Source organism: Gordonia sp. 852002-51296_SCH5728562-b (genome assembly GCF_001665475.1).
Taxonomy (GTDB): domain Bacteria; phylum Actinomycetota; class Actinomycetes; order Mycobacteriales; family Mycobacteriaceae; genus Gordonia; species Gordonia sputi.
In genome coordinates, this window is the sequence record NZ_LZMI01000041.1 from 51526 (window position 1) to 66033 (window position 14508).

Sequence of the window (14508 nt, forward strand, 5' to 3'; positions counted from 1 at the left end):
GCGAACGCTCGCACGGTTAGGATCTGGGACATGAGTGCACCCTCGGCCTCGCAGCCGAAGTCAGCCCCCTCGGCCATCCGACGCAAGGTCGCAGATGACGCGCCCGGCTTCATGCCGCTCGACGAGGCGCAGACACTCTTCGAGATCGCCGGAGAGTATCTCTCCCAACCGGATTCGACAAAACTCGGCATCGAGATCGGCACCTACTGCGGAAAGTCGACGGTGTTCCTCGGCGCCGCAGCCGAACCCCTCGGCGCGACCATCGTCACCGTCGACCACCACCGCGGTTCCGAAGAACACCAACCCGGCTGGGAGTACCACGACACGACGCTCGTCGACCCGCACACCGGCACCCTCGACACCTCGGCACGCTTCCGTCGCACAATGTTCGACGCCGATCTGGAGAAGACGGTGATCGGTGTGCTCGCACCGTCGACCGTCGCCTCACGCATCTGGGGTTCGCCCGCCGACTTCGTGTTCATCGACGGCGGTCATTCGATGGAGGCCGCGCAGAACGACCTCGACGGTTGGGCGCCGTGGGTTCGGATCGGTGGCGCGTTGCTGATCCACGACGTGTTCCCCGACCCCGCCGACGGTGGAAGGCCGCCGTACGAAATCTACTGTCAGGCACTCGCGACGGGCCAGTTCACCGAGGTGCGCGTAGAGGGCTCGCTGCGCGTGCTGCGTCGCGACACCGGCATCGTCGGGAAAATGCTGCCGCGCTGATGCGCATCGACCCTACCACGCCGGTCATCATCGGCGTCGGGCAGTCCGGCGACCGCATCGACACTCCCGACTACCAGGCGTGGTCGAGCATCGATCTCGGTGCCGCCGCGACTCGAAATGCCCTGGCCGACACCGGCGTTGCCGCAGGCGTGGCCGGATCGATCGACGTGATCGCCGCGGTTCGCGAGATGGAGAACATGCCGCATGTGCCCAGCCCGCTGGGGCGCTCGAACAACTATCCGCGGTCGGTCGCGCGGCGCGTCGGCTTAACGCCCGAGCGAGTTCTCGTCGAGGTCGTCGGCGGGCAGTCGCCGCAGTCGCTGGTCACCGAACATGCGGAGGCGATCGCAAAGGGCAGCGCCGACTGCGTGCTCATCGTCGGCGCTGAAGCCACATCGACGGCTCGGCACTTCGCCGACCGCGACGACAAACCCGACTTCGGCGAAGAGATCGACGGTCAACTCGACGATCGCGGACCACATTTCGAAGACTTCATCGACATGACGATGGTCCGGCACCGGCTGACGTCGATGCCGGTGGCGTATGCGCTCGCCGAGAATGCACGACGCAACAGGCTCGGTGTGGGCGTCGACGATCATCGACGCGCGATGGGCCGCCTGTTTGCTCCGTTCACCGAGGTGGCGGCGGCCAACCCCTTTGCGGCATCGCCCGTGATCCGCAGCGCGGACGAGTTGGCGACGATCACCGACGCCAATCGCGTTATCGCACAGCCGTATCCGCGCCTCGTCGTGGCACGCGATCTGGTGAACGTCGGCTCCGCCATCATTCTCACCTCGGCAGCCAAGGCCACGGAGATGGGAGTACCACGCGAAAAATGGGTGTTTCTCCACGGGCATACCGGCCTTCGTGAACACGCACTGCTCGCCAGACCCGATATCGGCACGAGCCCCGCGGCCGCCATCGCGACGTCCGGAGCGCTCGAGATGGCGGGGGTCGGCGTCGCCGATCTTGCCACCGTCGACCTCTACAGTTGCTTTCCCATCCCCGTCTTCAACGTTTGCGACGCACTGAGATTCGACGTCGACACCCCGATCGGCCTGACGGTGACCGGTGGACTGCCCTTCTTCGGCGGACCGGGACACAACTACTCGAGCCACGCGATCGTCGAGACCGTCGAGCGACTGCGACGCCAACCTGACGCGTTCGGCCTCGTCGTCGCCAACGGCGGCATCATGAGCAAGACGTCGGTCGGCGTCTATTCGACGACGCCGACCACCTGGACACCTCGGTCAGATCGCGCGTTGCAGGCCCGTATCGACGATACGGCCCCGCTACCCGTCGCCGAGTTCTTCACGGGCTCAGCAACTCTCGACACCTACACCGTCGATCACGGCAAGCGCGGGCCGGTGGGCGTGGTCGTCGCGACAACGCACGACGACCACACCCGAGTGGCCGCACTGACCTCCGACGACGCACTTCTCGAGCTACTCGAGACGGGTGATCCGTTCGGCGCCGAGCTGACGATCGAGGCGACCGAGGGTGCGAACAGCGCCCGCCTGGCCTAGCTCACCGCGGCGTCGAGCTCGCGGAGATCGACCGGAGTAGCCAAATGCCTTGTCAGGAAGGCAATCTGATGCTCGACGACGCGTTCGAAGGTTGCCGGGTCGACCTCGGCGAAGATGCCGAAATGATCGCACGGGTAGTGCCGTACCTCCGCACGCGCCTTGAACGCGGCCTTGGCGGCGGCGTGCGGAGGTGCCCCCCGATCGAAGTCGGCGATCTGCACGAGCTTGGGCGCGTCGATCCGATCGACGTACTTGTCCGCCCGGTAGGACCCGAGTTCGAGCGACACCGACGCATCGACCTCGTTGAGCCACGACGGTCCGGCAATAGCCTTGTAGCTCTCGTAGAAGCCGGAGCTGGTGAGAGCCGCCTGCTGACCCGGCCGACCAACGATCGGCAACATATGTGGCGCGCCACCGACTTTCGACGACGCCGCGCTCGCGATGCCGTCGATGCTCTGTCGCAGCATCGAGAACACGCCGACATGCGGGAGGTGGTGACGCCCGGCGGCCAGGCCACTGACCATGGGTACCGCCGAGATCACCGCGGCCACGTCGGTGCGGTCCGCGGCGGCCAAGAGGACGTGTCCACCCGACTGCGACAGCCCCCACAGCACCACGCGACCTGCGTCCACACCGGTTTGACGTGCCGCGGCGTCGGCCGCGGCGTGGTAGTCGGCGATCTGACCCGCCATCGAGACCCGTTGGCGGGGTGAGCCTCCCGACAGACCGAAGCCCCGGTAGTCGAAGGCGAACACCGCGAGCCCTGCGTCGGCGAGGCGTCGAGCGAAGGGTTCGAGTCCCGAATCCTTGGTGCCGCCGAAACCGTGCGCCATCACCACGACGGGAACACCGTCGGCCATCGCGAAGGGCGAAGGTGCCGCGGGCGGGAAGAACCAGGCGTGGCAGTCGGTTCCGTCGCTGTCGAAGGTGACGTCTTCTCCGATGTTCTGACTCATCGTGCTCCCCCGTCGCTTGCGGTCACCAATTCTGTTGCGGTGTGCGCCGATTCCGCCAAGGGCTCACCACTGTGCGCAAGACGCTCCGCAACACCCGCCCAACCCGGTGCACCGATCTCGGCGGCGCGTCGTCGGCCTGCGGGTAATTCCTTGGTGCGCATGTCGTGTTCGTACAGGAAGTAGTCGAGCTGCTGGGTGTGCCGCGCGCTGTGCACCATGTGGCCGGTGTAGAACTCTTGATCTTCTGCGATGACCCTGCGCATCTCGTCGACGGGCGGTGGCTGATACTGGCCCACGGCGTACGCGCCGACGAGCCGCGCCTGACATTCGACGAATGGGAAGAGCGTCGGTGTGGCCTGCGCGAAGCCGACGAACAACGCGTCGTCGACACCCGGGTAGATCATTCGCTTGTAGAGATCGATCTGATTGCCCGGGGCACTGATGAAATCGGGATCGAAGAACGGGAACGTGATGTTGTAGCCGGTCGCGTAGATGATCACGTCGAAGTCGGCCGACGTCCCGTCGACGAAATGCACGGTGTCGCCGTCGAGACGCGATATGTCGCCCTTCGCCGTGACGTCGCCCGCGCCGAGACGGAACGGCAGCTCGACCGATTGCGTCGGATGCGCCTCGAAGAACTTGTGATTGGGCGCGGGGAGTCCGTAGTTCTCGGGACGGCCCGCGGTGAGTGGTTGGAAGACCTGGGCGATCTTGCGTTGCCAGGCGAACGGGATGTGTGGCGAGGTGCGGTAGTACTTGTCGGCAGGCTTGCCGCCCAGGTACTTCGGGACGATCCACGCACTCGAGCGGGTCGAGATGGTGACCGTGTTCTCAAGTGTGCGCGAGGATAGTTCGACCGCGATGTCGGCAGCGCTGTTGCCCAGCCCGACGACGAGGATGCGCTTGCCGTAGAGGTCGAGCGGCGTACGCGGATCGATGTAGGAGTGGGCGTGCATCTCGACACCCGCGAAGTCGCCGGGGAAGTCGGGCAGTCGTGGATCCCAGTGGTGTCCATTGGCGACGACGAGAAGGTCTGCGTAGCGCGTCTCGCCCCGCTGCGTCGAGAGTTCCCAGCCTCCGCCGTCGAGGCGTTGCGCGTGGGTGATTCCGTTGCCGAATTCGATCTTCTCGCGAAGGCCGAAGGCGTCGGTGTAGTCGTCGAGGTACTGCTTGATCAGGGTGTGGTGCGGGAAGTCCGGGTAGTCGTCGGGCATCGGGAAATCACGAAAAGACAACTGGTGCTTGGACGTATCGATGTGCAGTGACCGATACGCGCTGCTGTGGCCGTTCGGGTTGCCGAAGGCCCAGTTGCCCCCGACTCGATCCGACGACTCGAACGTGGCGAACGGCACGCCGTAGTCGGCCAGCATCTTGCTCGCGGTCAGTCCGCTGATGCCCGCGCCGATCACAGCCGTCTGCGGTGGACGTGCGCTCATATTTGCCTCTCGGTAGTGGTGACGAAGCGACGATGATGACGAAGCGACGGAAATCGCGTCGACAAGGTGGTCTGGTTGACAGATTCACAATTGTGTCTACTCCTCACGCCCGCACTCGGTGAACACTTTGGCAAAAATGTCTACTTTCGTTGATAGAGTTCGGCGCAGAGCCCGCGCCTCGGCGCGTTCCGACGATCGAGCGGAGAAACCATGACATCAGTGCTGACGGTCATCGGCGTCGGCGGAATGGGTGAGGCCGTGGCGCGTCGCCTCGGCTCGGGTCGGCCGCTGCTGATCGCCGACTACGACACCGAGCACCTGACGGAGGTCGAGTCCGCGCTGCGTCGCAGCGGCTTCGACGTCACCGCGCAGGCGATCGACGTCGCCGACCGCGATCAGGTCGCCGCACTCGCCGATCGAGCAGCCTCGCTCGGCGAGGTCACCTCTCTGGTGCACACCGCGGGCGTGTCACCGGCACAGGCCACTCCGGAGCGGATCGTCGAGGTCAATCTGGTCGGCACCGCATACGTCATAGAGGAGTTCGGGCGGGTCATCGCCGACGGCGGCGCAGGCGTCGTCATCGCCAGCGTCGCAGCACACATCTTCGCCGACGCGGTCACCCCCGAACAGGGCGCGGCACTCTCGACGCTTCCGGCCAGCGAGTTGGCCGGGTTGCCGATGTTCGCTTTTCCCGACATGCAACCTGAGTTCGCCTGCGGTCTAGCCTACGGATACAGCAAGCGCGGCAACGTTTTCGAGTACAGTCCGCTGCGCCGATCTGGGGTGACCGCGGGGCGCGCATCAACTCGGTGTGCCCCGGCGTCACCGCGACGGAGATGGGATGGCGTGAGTTCAACGCCGAGTTCGCGCATTCGAGTTACGAGGCCATGATCGACAAGTGCGCCGCGGGCCGGTTCGGCACGGCCGAAGACATCGCGTCGGCCGTCGAGTTTCTCCTCGACCCGGTGCGCTCCGGCTTCATCACCGGGACCGATATCCTGGTCGATGGCGGTGTCGTCGCCGGCGTACGCAGCGGCCGCATCCAATTGACATGAGTCAGGGAGGCATCGTGCAGGCAGAGACCACCGGAGCGCCCCGCGCCGTCGAGGCGTCCGCCACCGACCGCATGCTCGACGCCGCAGAAAGCTTGTTGGCGGACAAGGGAATCCGCGCCACCACCATGCAGCAGGTCGCCGATGTCGCGGGCGTGTCCCGCGCCTGGCTGTACCGGCACTTCCCCGACAAGCAGACCATGGTCGGCGCAACCATCGTCCGACTCAACGAGGCATTCTGGACCAACGCCCGCAGCGAGCTCGACGCGATCAGCGGCTTCGCCGAACAACTCATCTCCGGCGTGCGAATCGGCCGCGGAGCTTACGACGACCCGGGCGCGTTGCTTCTCCGCCTGCGCACCGCCGAGCCCGACGAGTTCGCGGCCTGCGCGGGTGCGGGTGTCGCGGGCCTCGTCCCCGACCTCGCAGACTTCTGGAGGCCGTATGTGAAGGCCGCGATCCGCACCGGCGAGGTCGACGCAGGACACGATCTCGACACGACATCGGAATGGATCGCGCGCATCCTCATCAGCCTGGGCACCGTGCCCGGCACCACGATCGACCCCGACGACCCGCGATCCGTCGCGGTGTACATCCTCAATTTCGTGATGCCAGGGCTTCGCGCGCAGCCGCGTGCGTGATCGAGTGACCATGCGGCCGCTGACCGGCCGTCATTACCCCCTTCAGGAGCGTGTCCCGTGAGCAGCGGATCATATTTCCCCGACGCCGAGGTCGACGAGCTGTCGCCGCAGCTACAGAAACTCTTCGGCAAGGCATCCGAGCAACTCGGCTTCGTGCCCAACGTCTTCACGGCGTATGCACACCGCCCGGAGCGATTCTCCGCGTGGTTCAACCACTTTCGACAGGTCACCGAGCCGTCGGAGACGCTCTCGGGCGCGGATCGCGAGATGATCGCGGTGGTGGCGTCGGGGATCAACCGATGCACGTACTGCCTGGTGTCGCATGGTCAGGCGTTACGGCATGAGCTGCACGACGACGCCAATGCCGACCGGATCACGTTCAACTGGCGTCACGCCGATCTGACCGACCGGCAGCGCGCCATCTGCGTCTTTGTCGAGAAGCTGACGAGCGCGCCCGCGACCGTCGAACGTTCTGACGTCGATGCTCTCGCGGCCGCAGGTTTGGGTCCCGACGACATCTGGGACGTCGTCGAGTTGACGGCGATGTACAACTTCACCAACCGGATCTCCTCTGCACTGGGCATCGTGCCGAACGTCGAGTACCACTCCCTCGACCGGGGACCCGCCGCCGCTGAGGGGTGATCTCGACACCCACCGCTGGTCGAGCGGGCGCGAGCGCAGCGAGCACCCAAGTCGAGACCACCAAGCGCCGGGCGAGCGGGCGCAACCCCCACCGCTGGTCGAGCGGGCGCGAGCGCAGCGAGCACCCGAGTCGAGACCACCCACCGTTGGGCGAGTGATCTCGACAAGCTCGATCAGCGGTAGGCGGCTCGATCAGCGGTGGGCAGCTCGATCAGCGGTGGGTGGCTCGATCAGCGGGTGATCTCGACAAGCTCGATCAGCGGTAGGGGCGGCTCGATCAGCGGACGGCGCGGCCGGTCAGCGGGCCGCGGCGGGGGCGAGGCCTACTTTGCCCGCCAGCTTGGCCAGGTAGGCCGTGGCACGTTCGACGCTGTCGTCGGGCAGTCCGTAGAGCACCGTAGTGACGCCGAGGTCGCGGAACTCCTCGAGACGTTCGGGGATCGGCTTGAAGTCCAGGACGACGATCTGCGGTTCGCCGGAGCGTCCGGCGTCGGCCCAGAGCCGTCGGAGCAGTGCGACGGAACCGGCGATGTCGTCCTCGCCGGGCGTCGTGATCCATCCGTCGGCGCTGCGCGCGATCCATTTGAAGTTCTTCTCGTTGCCTGCGGCGCCGACGAGCGTCGGGATCGCTCCCTGCGGAGGCTTGGGCCACGCCCAGCTCGTGCCGAAATCGACGAACTCGCCATGATATTCGGCCTCGTCGGCCGTCCACAGCTCGCGCATCGCCTCGAGGTACTCCCGGAGCATCGTTCGACGACGCTTCGACGGAACGCCGTGATCGGCGAGCTCGTCGAGGTTCCATCCGAAACCGACGCCGAGCGTCAGCCGGCCGTCGGAGATGTGGTCAAGTGTGGCAAGCGTTTTCGCGAGCGTGATGGGATCGGACTGCACCGGCAATGCAACGGCCGTGGCGAGCTTGATACGCGAGGTGACCGCGGCAGCGGCAGCCAGCGTCGTCCACGGGTCGAGGGTGCGCATGTAGCGGTCGTCGGGCAGTGACGAATCGCCGGTCTGCGGGTGCGCGGCGTCGCGTCGGGTGGGGATGTGACCGTGCTCGGGAACGAAGTAGGAGGCAAACCCCGCCTCCTCGATGAGCGGCGCGAGCACCTGCGGCTTGAGCCCACGATCACTGGTGAACTGAACGATCCCGAAATCCATACCGCAAGAATAGGCAGACCACTGGACACCTGTCTAGAACATGTTCTAATTTCTCCGGCACCGGGAACCGGCGCTCAGAGCACCCCGGCCTCGCGGAAGATCCCGTTGGCCTCACTGCTTCTCGTGACCGCGTCGACGGCGAGGACAACCGCCGCCGACGTCCAGCAACTCTTCTCGACCGGCCAGCGCTTGCCGTCGTCGAAGACGAGTCCGGTCCAGTACGAGCCGTCGGGGTCGCGCAGGTGTTGGATCGACGCGATGAGCTTCACGGCGTCCGCGGTGTCGCCCAGCGCGTCGAGTGCGATTGCCAATTCGCAGGTTTCGGCACCGGTCACCCAGGGTCGGTGGTCGACGCACCGCGCGCCGAGACCGGGTACGACGAACTCGTCCCAGCGTCGAGCGATCATCTCCTGACCGGCACGGCCGCGCACCGCGCCGCCGAGCACCGGGTAGTACCAGTCCATCGAATGCTCGGACGGCTTCTCGAAAACCTCTGGCCGACAACGAAATGTGTCGCGCAGCGCGGCACGTGCACGCACCCACTCGTCGTCGGGTTGCTCCACCTCGGTCGCGATGCGGACGGCACAGTCGAGCGCCTGAAAGATGCTGGCATTCCCCGTGATCAGCGCTTCGTCGAACATGGCGCCGGTCGCGTGGTCGCCCGCCCAGCGGAAGGCGCCGTCGGGACGCTGGAAACGCAGGACGAGGTTGATCGCCGACCAGACGACCGGCCACATGCGTTCGAGGAACACGACGTCGCCGCTGATCTGATAGTGGTGCCACACACCGACGGCGATGTAGGCGCAGAAATTGGAGTCGGTGCCGTGGTCGGTCACAACACCCGAATCGAAGCGCAGCGGCCACGATCCGTCGCCGCGTTGCGTGTGCAGACTCCAGGCATACGCCGCCTCAGCTTCTGCGTGAAACCCGGTGACACTTAACGCCATTGCCGATTCGATGTGGTCCCAGGGATCGGTGCGTCCGCCGGGGAACCACGGCAACGCGCCGGAATCCTCCTGCATGGCGGCGATGGCGGCGCCGGTGGCACGCATCTGCTCACCGGTGACCACACCGGCGATGGCGAGCGCACCGACGTGCGCCTGTGCGGTCATCGACCTGAAGATGGGTCGACGACGCTCGACGTCGGGGTCACGACGCTGCGTTCTCCGGCTTTCGCAGGTACAACGCGACCGACTTGCCGATCACGGGGTTGAGAACCTGCTCACCCACGCGGGTGAGGGCCGGCGCAGACATCATGTCCCACACCAACAGCTTGTGGTACGCCTGTACCAGCGGGTTCTTGTTGTTCTCAACGCCCACAGCGCATTTGAGCCACCAGTAGGGGGCATGCAGAGCGTGTGCGTGGTCGGTTCCGGTCACCTCGAGGCCCGCCGAACGCAGTTTGTCGGCCAGCTCCGACGCCTTGTAGATCCGGACGTGACCACCCTCGACCTCGTGATAAGCATCCGAGAGCGCCCAGCACACCTTCTCGGGCCAGTACCGCGGCACCGTCACAGCGCCGATGCCACCCGGCTTGAGAATGCGTGCCATCTCGGCGATGGCGGCCTCGTCGGACGGGATGTGCTCCAGGATCTCCGACATCAGCACAACGTCGAAGCTGTTGTCTGCGTAGGGAAGTCGCAGAGCGTCGCCGACCTCCGCGCGCGCCTTGGCGTCGGCGGGGACCTGACCCTCTGCCATCATCGCGTCGAACATCTCGGCCACGTCGGCCATGTCGCTCTCGGACTGGTCGAACGCGATGACATCTGCACCACGACGGAACATCTCGAACGAGTGCCTGCCCTGCCCCGCACCGATGTCGATCACCTTCGTGTGCGACCCGACACCCAATCGGTCGAAATCAACTGTGAGCATGACTCCCCTTCTCCGAATCCATCGTTACCCCACGCGGTTTCGCGCCCTCACGATCCACCCGCGCGAGCACCGTCTCGTAATGCGCCGCAGTCTTCGCCGCGACGGCAGCCCAGCTATAGCGATCTTCGACTCGCTCACGCGCGGCCACACCCATTGCGGCACGGGCGGATTCGTCGTCGAGCAAAGCTCCGATGGCCTGCGCGAGTCGCTCGGAATCGCGTGGAGGCACCAGCGTAGCCGACCGGCCGTCGGTTCCGACGACCTCGGGGATCGCGCCCGCGTGCGTGGCGACGAGCGGCGTGCCGCAGCTCATGGCCTCCACGGCCGGCAGCGAGAATCCCTCGTACAGCGACGGCACGCAGGCGACCTCGGCCGACGCGAGTAGCTCCGCCATCTCCGAATCCTCCAGCCCGGACACCAGGCGTACTCGCGACGAGATGGCGAGGTCGTCGATCATCTTCGCCGACGGTCCGTCGGGGTCGAGCTTGGAGACCAACGTGAGTTCGACGTCGCGCTCGGCGCTCAACTTGGCGATCGCCTCCAGCAGATACGACACACCCTTGAGCGGAGCGTCGGCGCTGGCGACGCAGACCACGCGACCGGGCACACGCGCCGCAGCGGCCTCGGGGCGGAAGATTGCGGTGTCGACGCCGAGCGGGATGGTCGTGATCCGACCGGCCTCGATGTCGAAGGCCTTGCGGATGTCGACCTCGCTGCTACGCGACACCGTCAGCAACTCCGGAATGCGACGCGAGACCCGCCCCTGCATCCGCAGGAACGAATGCCACCGCCATGCACTGACCTTGCGCCACCCCTTGGCCGCCTTCACCGCCAACGAACGATCACGCGTGATCGGGTGGTGGATTGTCGCGATCAACGGATAGCCCTGCTTCTGGATCTGCAGCAGGCCGTAGCCGAGGCATTGGTTGTCGTGCACGATGTCGAAGTCGTCGCGACGGTCGGCGAGCAGCCGCGCGACACGAAGGCTGAACGTCAGCGGCTCGCCGAAGCTCGCCGTCCACATCGCACCCACCTCGAGGGCGTCGATCCAATCACGGAATTCACTGGGCCGCGGCGTACGGAACGGGTCGGGTTCGTCGTAGAGACCGAGGCTCGGGACCTTGGTGAGCGTGACGCCCGCGTCTATCGCCGACTGGTCGAGCTCGGGATACGGCTGTCCCGAAAAGATCTCGACCTGATGCCCCAGCAGCGCCAATTCTCTGCTGAGGTGGCGTACGTAGACGCCTTGCCCACCGCAATGCGGCTTGCTGCGATACGACAGAAATGCCACGCGCACCTTGTGGTTCCACCTCTCCATAAACGGGCCTTCGACGGCCCGATGCTGCTGCACGGCTCGCCGGCCAATCGACGACCGAGTGGTCTGACGACACAGGCCGAATCGACACCGCCCTCACGATCGCGATTCTGCGGCCTCCCGGGACGCCGACTCGAGATCACCGATATGCACCAGTTTCACACGACGACGCCCAGCCGACTTGCCGGCGCTGCGTTCGGTGGCGTCGATGTTCTTCCATCCGGCGAGGTCGATGCGATGTGCGCCGTGGTCGGCCACCAGGTCGGCGACGTCATCGGCCGAGGTAGAGGACTGCGGCAGGACGCCTGCGACGAAGTCGGCGATCACCGATTCCGCGGTCTCCTGCCCGCACAGTCGGTTACGTCCAATACCGCCGGTCGCACCGCGCTTGATCCATCCGGTCACGTACAGACCCCTGACGATCTCGCCGTCGACGCTCGACTGCACCCGGCCCTCGACGTTGGGCACCACGCAGCGCACCTCGTCGAACGGGACGTCGTTGATGGGCACTCCGCGATAGCCGATCGCGCGCAACACGAGCCCGGTCTCGAGGTCGAAGCCGTCGTCGGTTGGCACGATCGCGACGTTCTCACCGGCCTCGGTATAGACGTTGCACACGGCGTGCAGTGCCTCGACCTTTCCGTCGCCGGTCAGCTCGGTCGGTGACGTCATGAAGCGGAAGACGATCCGCTTGTTGCCTTCGGTGGTCGGGCGTGCCGCGAATTCCTGCGCGAGCCGCAGTTTGGTCGCGATCGTCGAATCCAACTCATCGTCGGATTGTGCGGCCTCCGACACCGGGTCGAGCGTGAGCTCGGCCGGATCGATGATCACGTCCACACCGTCGACCTCACCCAGCGCGAGGAACTCGCTGTTGGTGTAGGCGGCCTGTGCGATTCCGCGTCGCGCGAGGAGCACAACCTCGCGGATGTTCGACTCGCGCAACGCGGCGAGGGCGTGATCGGCGATGTCGGTCTTCGCGAGATCGTCGGGATCGGTCACCAGTATGCGTGCGACGTCGAGCGCGACGTTGCCGTTGCCGACGACGACAGCGCGCTCCCCGGACAGGTCGAAGGTGAGGTCGGCGAAGTCGGGGTGGCCGTTGTACCAGGCGACGAATTCGGTGGCCGACACCGAACCGGACAGCCCCTCGCCGGGGATGCCGAGCCGCTTGTCGGTCGGCGCCCCGACGGCATAGATGACCGCGTTGTAGCGGGCGGTCAGTTCGTCGTGGCTGATGTGCTTGCCGACCTCGACGTTGAGGAAGTAGCGAAAATTGCGCTTGGCCGAGGTCGCCGCGAAGGTCGACTCGACACCCTTGGTTGCAGCGTGGTCGGGGGCGACCCCCGCGCGCACCAATCCGTATGGCGTCGGCAGACGGTCGAACATGTCGACCGAGATCTGCGGTTTGCGGACCAGTTCCTCCGCGGCATAGAACGCGGCAGGTCCGGCGCCGACGATGGCGACACGGACGTCTCCTTCGGGCAGCTTGGGGGCCTTCTTCGGGGGAACCAGACCACCTTCGACGTCGTGGTCCTTGTAGTAGTCGGCGTTGATCTGCAGGTAAGGCTCGTCGCGCTCCTCGAGCTGATCGTCGGGGATGATCGCCTCGACGGGGCATTCGTCGATACATGCCCCGCAGTCGATGCAGGTGTCCGGGTCGATGTAGAGGCTCTCGGCGGTGAAGAAGGTGGGCTCGTCGGGCGTCGGGTGGATACAGTTGACCGGGCACACCGCGACGCAGCTCGCATCGTTACAACAGGGGCGTGTGATCACATGGGCCATCGGCGCTGTCCTCGAAGTTCAACACGTAGAACGTGTTCTAGTTTTGTGGTGACTGTATCTTAACGACCGGTCCGTGAGCTACCCGATCGTAACCACAGCGTGTGAGCCAGCCGACACCGCCAACAGAGGACATCTATTGACCCGCGACAACAGCCAGGCCACCGGCACAACTCTCCCCGAACGCAAGGACGGTGCGCGCTTCTTCGAGGCGACCTACCGCGTACGCACCGGCGACGTCGACCAGGACATGCGCGTGCGGCTCGACGCTGTCGCCCGGTACCTGCAGGACATCGCCAACGACAACATCGAAGCGACCGATCTCGGCGACTCAGACCCGTTCTGGATCGTGCGGCGAACCGTCGTCGACGTCATCGAGCCGATCTCGTGGCCTGCGACCGTCACAGCACAGCGGTGGTGCGGGTCACTCTCGACACGGTGGACCAACATGCGCGTGCGGCTGACCGCCGAGCACGAGACCAACCGGTTCAACCCCGAACCGCGCAAGTCGGGATTGATCGAGACCGAGGCGTTCTGGATCAACGTCAACGACCAGGGGATGCCGTCACGAATCTCCGACGACGCGTTCGAGCTGTTGTCGTCGATGACCGACGAGCACCGACTCCGCTGGAAGTCGATGAACCCGGAGAAGGCTCCCGACGCCGAGGGGGCGTCGGCCGACGACCGCGAACACGTGTTGCGCAGCACCGACTTCGATCCGTTCAAGCACCTCAACAACGCCGCGTACCTCGAGGCCGTCGAGGACGAACTCGTCGAGCACCTCGACCTGATCGACGGACCGCACCGGCTGGTGATCGAGTACCTGCGTCCGATCGTCCCCGGCACGCCGATCACGTTGCGGCGCGTCCGGGAGCCGCAGCGACTTCTGCTGTGGATGCTCATTCCCGGCGACGACGGCGAGCACCAGGTCGCGGCAACCGTATCGGTGACGAAGCGCCCAGCAGACCAGGTGGCCGGCGATCAGGAAGTCGGCGGTCAGGCCGTGGCGGATGAGTCAGTGACCGCCTGACACGCAGAACTCGTTACCCGCGGGATCGGTCAGCGTGGTCCACCCGAACCCGCCACCAGGGATCTCTCGGTCGCCGAGCTTGGTGGCTCCGTTCGCGACGAGAGTGTCGACGATGGCCGGATAGTCGGGCGACGCGAGGTCGAGGTGGATGCGATTCTTGCCGGGCGTCGGGTCGTCGACTTTCTGAAAACCGATCGCGGGCCCGCCGTCGCGAAGTGCGACGACGACGAAGAATCCGTCATTCTCCGCGACGATCGTGCCGCCGAGATTGGTCGCCCACCAATTGGCGAGTGTAATTGGTTCGAGTGTGTCGACCGTGATCATGGCTACCGAGAGAGTCATGGACTCACCTTAGCCACGATTCGCGCGATA

General features: G+C 65.7%; 15 protein-coding genes. 7 read left to right on the top strand and 8 right to left on the bottom strand.

Annotated features, from left to right (window positions below):
- Window positions 1–30: 30 nt before the first annotated feature.
- Together A5766_RS07695 and A5766_RS07700 are read left to right on the top strand one after the other, a co-directional pair.
- Window positions 31–726: a class I SAM-dependent methyltransferase gene (locus tag A5766_RS07695; protein ID WP_064904165.1), complete on the top strand. Its 696-nt coding sequence runs from the start codon at window positions 31–33 to the stop codon at window positions 724–726.
- Complete coding sequence (locus A5766_RS07700; protein ID WP_064904167.1) at window positions 726–2252, top strand: acetyl-CoA acetyltransferase; 1527 nt, start codon at window positions 726–728, stop codon at window positions 2250–2252. The genes A5766_RS07695 and A5766_RS07700 overlap by 1 nt, the downstream gene beginning before the upstream one ends.
- Here the strand turns inward: A5766_RS07700 and A5766_RS07705 are convergent.
- Both A5766_RS07705 and A5766_RS07710 read right to left on the bottom strand, forming a co-directional pair.
- Complete coding sequence (locus A5766_RS07705) at window positions 2249–3208, bottom strand: alpha/beta hydrolase (RefSeq protein ID WP_005206567.1); 960 nt, start codon at window positions 3206–3208, stop codon at window positions 2249–2251. The genes A5766_RS07700 and A5766_RS07705 overlap by 4 nt on opposite strands.
- Window positions 3205–4644, bottom strand: a complete 1440-nt coding sequence (locus tag A5766_RS07710; protein ID WP_005206566.1) for a flavin-containing monooxygenase — start codon at window positions 4642–4644, stop codon at window positions 3205–3207. Before A5766_RS07710 ends, A5766_RS07705 begins: the two co-directional genes overlap by 4 nt.
- A gap of 210 nt (window positions 4645–4854) precedes the next feature.
- Between A5766_RS07710 and A5766_RS07715 the strand changes: the two genes are divergently transcribed.
- The 4 genes from A5766_RS07715 to A5766_RS07725 are packed head-to-tail and all read left to right on the top strand — an operon-like array spanning window position 4855 to window position 6979.
- Complete coding sequence (locus A5766_RS07715) at window positions 4855–5535, top strand: SDR family NAD(P)-dependent oxidoreductase (protein ID WP_267626315.1); 681 nt, start codon at window positions 4855–4857, stop codon at window positions 5533–5535.
- Window positions 5454–5699 (top strand): SDR family oxidoreductase, encoded by a 246-nt coding sequence (locus A5766_RS25295; RefSeq protein ID WP_267626316.1) that lies wholly within the window; start codon window positions 5454–5456, stop codon window positions 5697–5699. Before A5766_RS07715 ends, A5766_RS25295 begins: the two co-directional genes overlap by 82 nt.
- A complete protein-coding gene (locus A5766_RS07720) occupies window positions 5696–6337 on the top strand; it encodes a TetR/AcrR family transcriptional regulator (RefSeq protein ID WP_082965474.1) in 642 nt (213 codons plus the stop codon). The genes A5766_RS25295 and A5766_RS07720 overlap by 4 nt, the downstream gene beginning before the upstream one ends.
- Window positions 6338–6394: 57 nt before the next feature.
- Entirely contained in the window at window positions 6395–6979 is a 585-nt protein-coding gene (locus A5766_RS07725; RefSeq protein ID WP_005206563.1) for a peroxidase-related enzyme, read from the top strand.
- A 297-nt stretch (window positions 6980–7276) separates the two neighbouring features.
- Here A5766_RS07725 and A5766_RS07730 read toward each other — a convergent pair whose 3' ends face one another.
- From A5766_RS07730 to A5766_RS07750, 5 genes are all read right to left on the bottom strand, one after another.
- Window positions 7277–8137: an LLM class F420-dependent oxidoreductase gene (locus A5766_RS07730; protein WP_064864880.1), complete on the bottom strand. Its 861-nt coding sequence runs from the start codon at window positions 8135–8137 to the stop codon at window positions 7277–7279.
- Between the two features lie 74 nt (window positions 8138–8211).
- A complete protein-coding gene (locus tag A5766_RS07735; protein ID WP_064904169.1) occupies window positions 8212–9249 on the bottom strand; it encodes a hypothetical protein in 1038 nt (345 codons plus the stop codon).
- A gap of 37 nt (window positions 9250–9286) precedes the next feature.
- Entirely contained in the window at window positions 9287–10012 is a 726-nt protein-coding gene (locus tag A5766_RS07740) for a class I SAM-dependent methyltransferase (RefSeq protein ID WP_005206560.1), read from the bottom strand.
- On the bottom strand, window positions 9999–11309 hold the full coding sequence (locus A5766_RS07745) for a glycosyltransferase family 4 protein (RefSeq protein ID WP_064904190.1): 1311 nt from the start codon (window positions 11307–11309) through the stop codon (window positions 9999–10001). The genes A5766_RS07740 and A5766_RS07745 overlap by 14 nt, the downstream gene beginning before the upstream one ends.
- Window positions 11310–11423: 114 nt before the next feature.
- Window positions 11424–13109: an FAD-dependent oxidoreductase gene (locus tag A5766_RS07750; RefSeq protein ID WP_064904172.1), complete on the bottom strand. Its 1686-nt coding sequence runs from the start codon at window positions 13107–13109 to the stop codon at window positions 11424–11426.
- A 136-nt stretch (window positions 13110–13245) separates the two neighbouring features.
- Between A5766_RS07750 and A5766_RS07755 the strand changes: the two genes are divergently transcribed.
- Window positions 13246–14136 carry an acyl-[acyl-carrier-protein] thioesterase gene (locus A5766_RS07755; RefSeq protein WP_064904174.1) on the top strand — a complete coding sequence of 297 codons (891 nt, stop codon included), beginning with the start codon at window positions 13246–13248 and terminating at the stop codon, window positions 14134–14136.
- Here A5766_RS07755 and A5766_RS07760 read toward each other — a convergent pair.
- Window positions 14122–14478: a VOC family protein gene (locus A5766_RS07760; protein WP_005206556.1), complete on the bottom strand. Its 357-nt coding sequence runs from the start codon at window positions 14476–14478 to the stop codon at window positions 14122–14124. The genes A5766_RS07755 and A5766_RS07760 overlap by 15 nt on opposite strands.
- Window positions 14479–14508 lie beyond the last annotated feature (30 nt).

Bases quoted from the DNA above. Each gene is read 5' to 3' on its own strand.
- A5766_RS07700 (WP_064904167.1), top strand. From the start codon at position 726: ATGCGCATCGACCCTACCACGCCGGTCATCATCGGCGTCGGGCAGTCC.
- A5766_RS07705 (WP_005206567.1), bottom strand. From the start codon at position 3,208: ATGAGTCAGAACATCGGAGAAGACGTCACCTTCGACAGCGACGGAACC.
- A5766_RS07715 (WP_267626315.1), top strand. From the start codon at position 4,855: ATGACATCAGTGCTGACGGTCATCGGCGTCGGCGGAATGGGTGAGGCC.
- A5766_RS07730 (WP_064864880.1), bottom strand. From the start codon at position 8,137: ATGGATTTCGGGATCGTTCAGTTCACCAGTGATCGTGGGCTCAAGCCG.
- A5766_RS07760 (WP_005206556.1), bottom strand. From the start codon at position 14,478: ATGACTCTCTCGGTAGCCATGATCACGGTCGACACACTCGAACCAATT.
- A5766_RS07735 (WP_064904169.1), bottom strand. From the start codon at position 9,249: ATGACCGCACAGGCGCACGTCGGTGCGCTCGCCATCGCCGGTGTGGTC.
- A5766_RS07720 (WP_082965474.1), top strand. From the start codon at position 5,696: ATGAGTCAGGGAGGCATCGTGCAGGCAGAGACCACCGGAGCGCCCCGC.
- A5766_RS07695 (WP_064904165.1), top strand. From the start codon at position 31: ATGAGTGCACCCTCGGCCTCGCAGCCGAAGTCAGCCCCCTCGGCCATC.
- A5766_RS07740 (WP_005206560.1), bottom strand. From the start codon at position 10,012: ATGCTCACAGTTGATTTCGACCGATTGGGTGTCGGGTCGCACACGAAG.
- A5766_RS07710 (WP_005206566.1), bottom strand. From the start codon at position 4,644: ATGAGCGCACGTCCACCGCAGACGGCTGTGATCGGCGCGGGCATCAGC.
- A5766_RS07750 (WP_064904172.1), bottom strand. From the start codon at position 13,109: ATGGCCCATGTGATCACACGCCCCTGTTGTAACGATGCGAGCTGCGTC.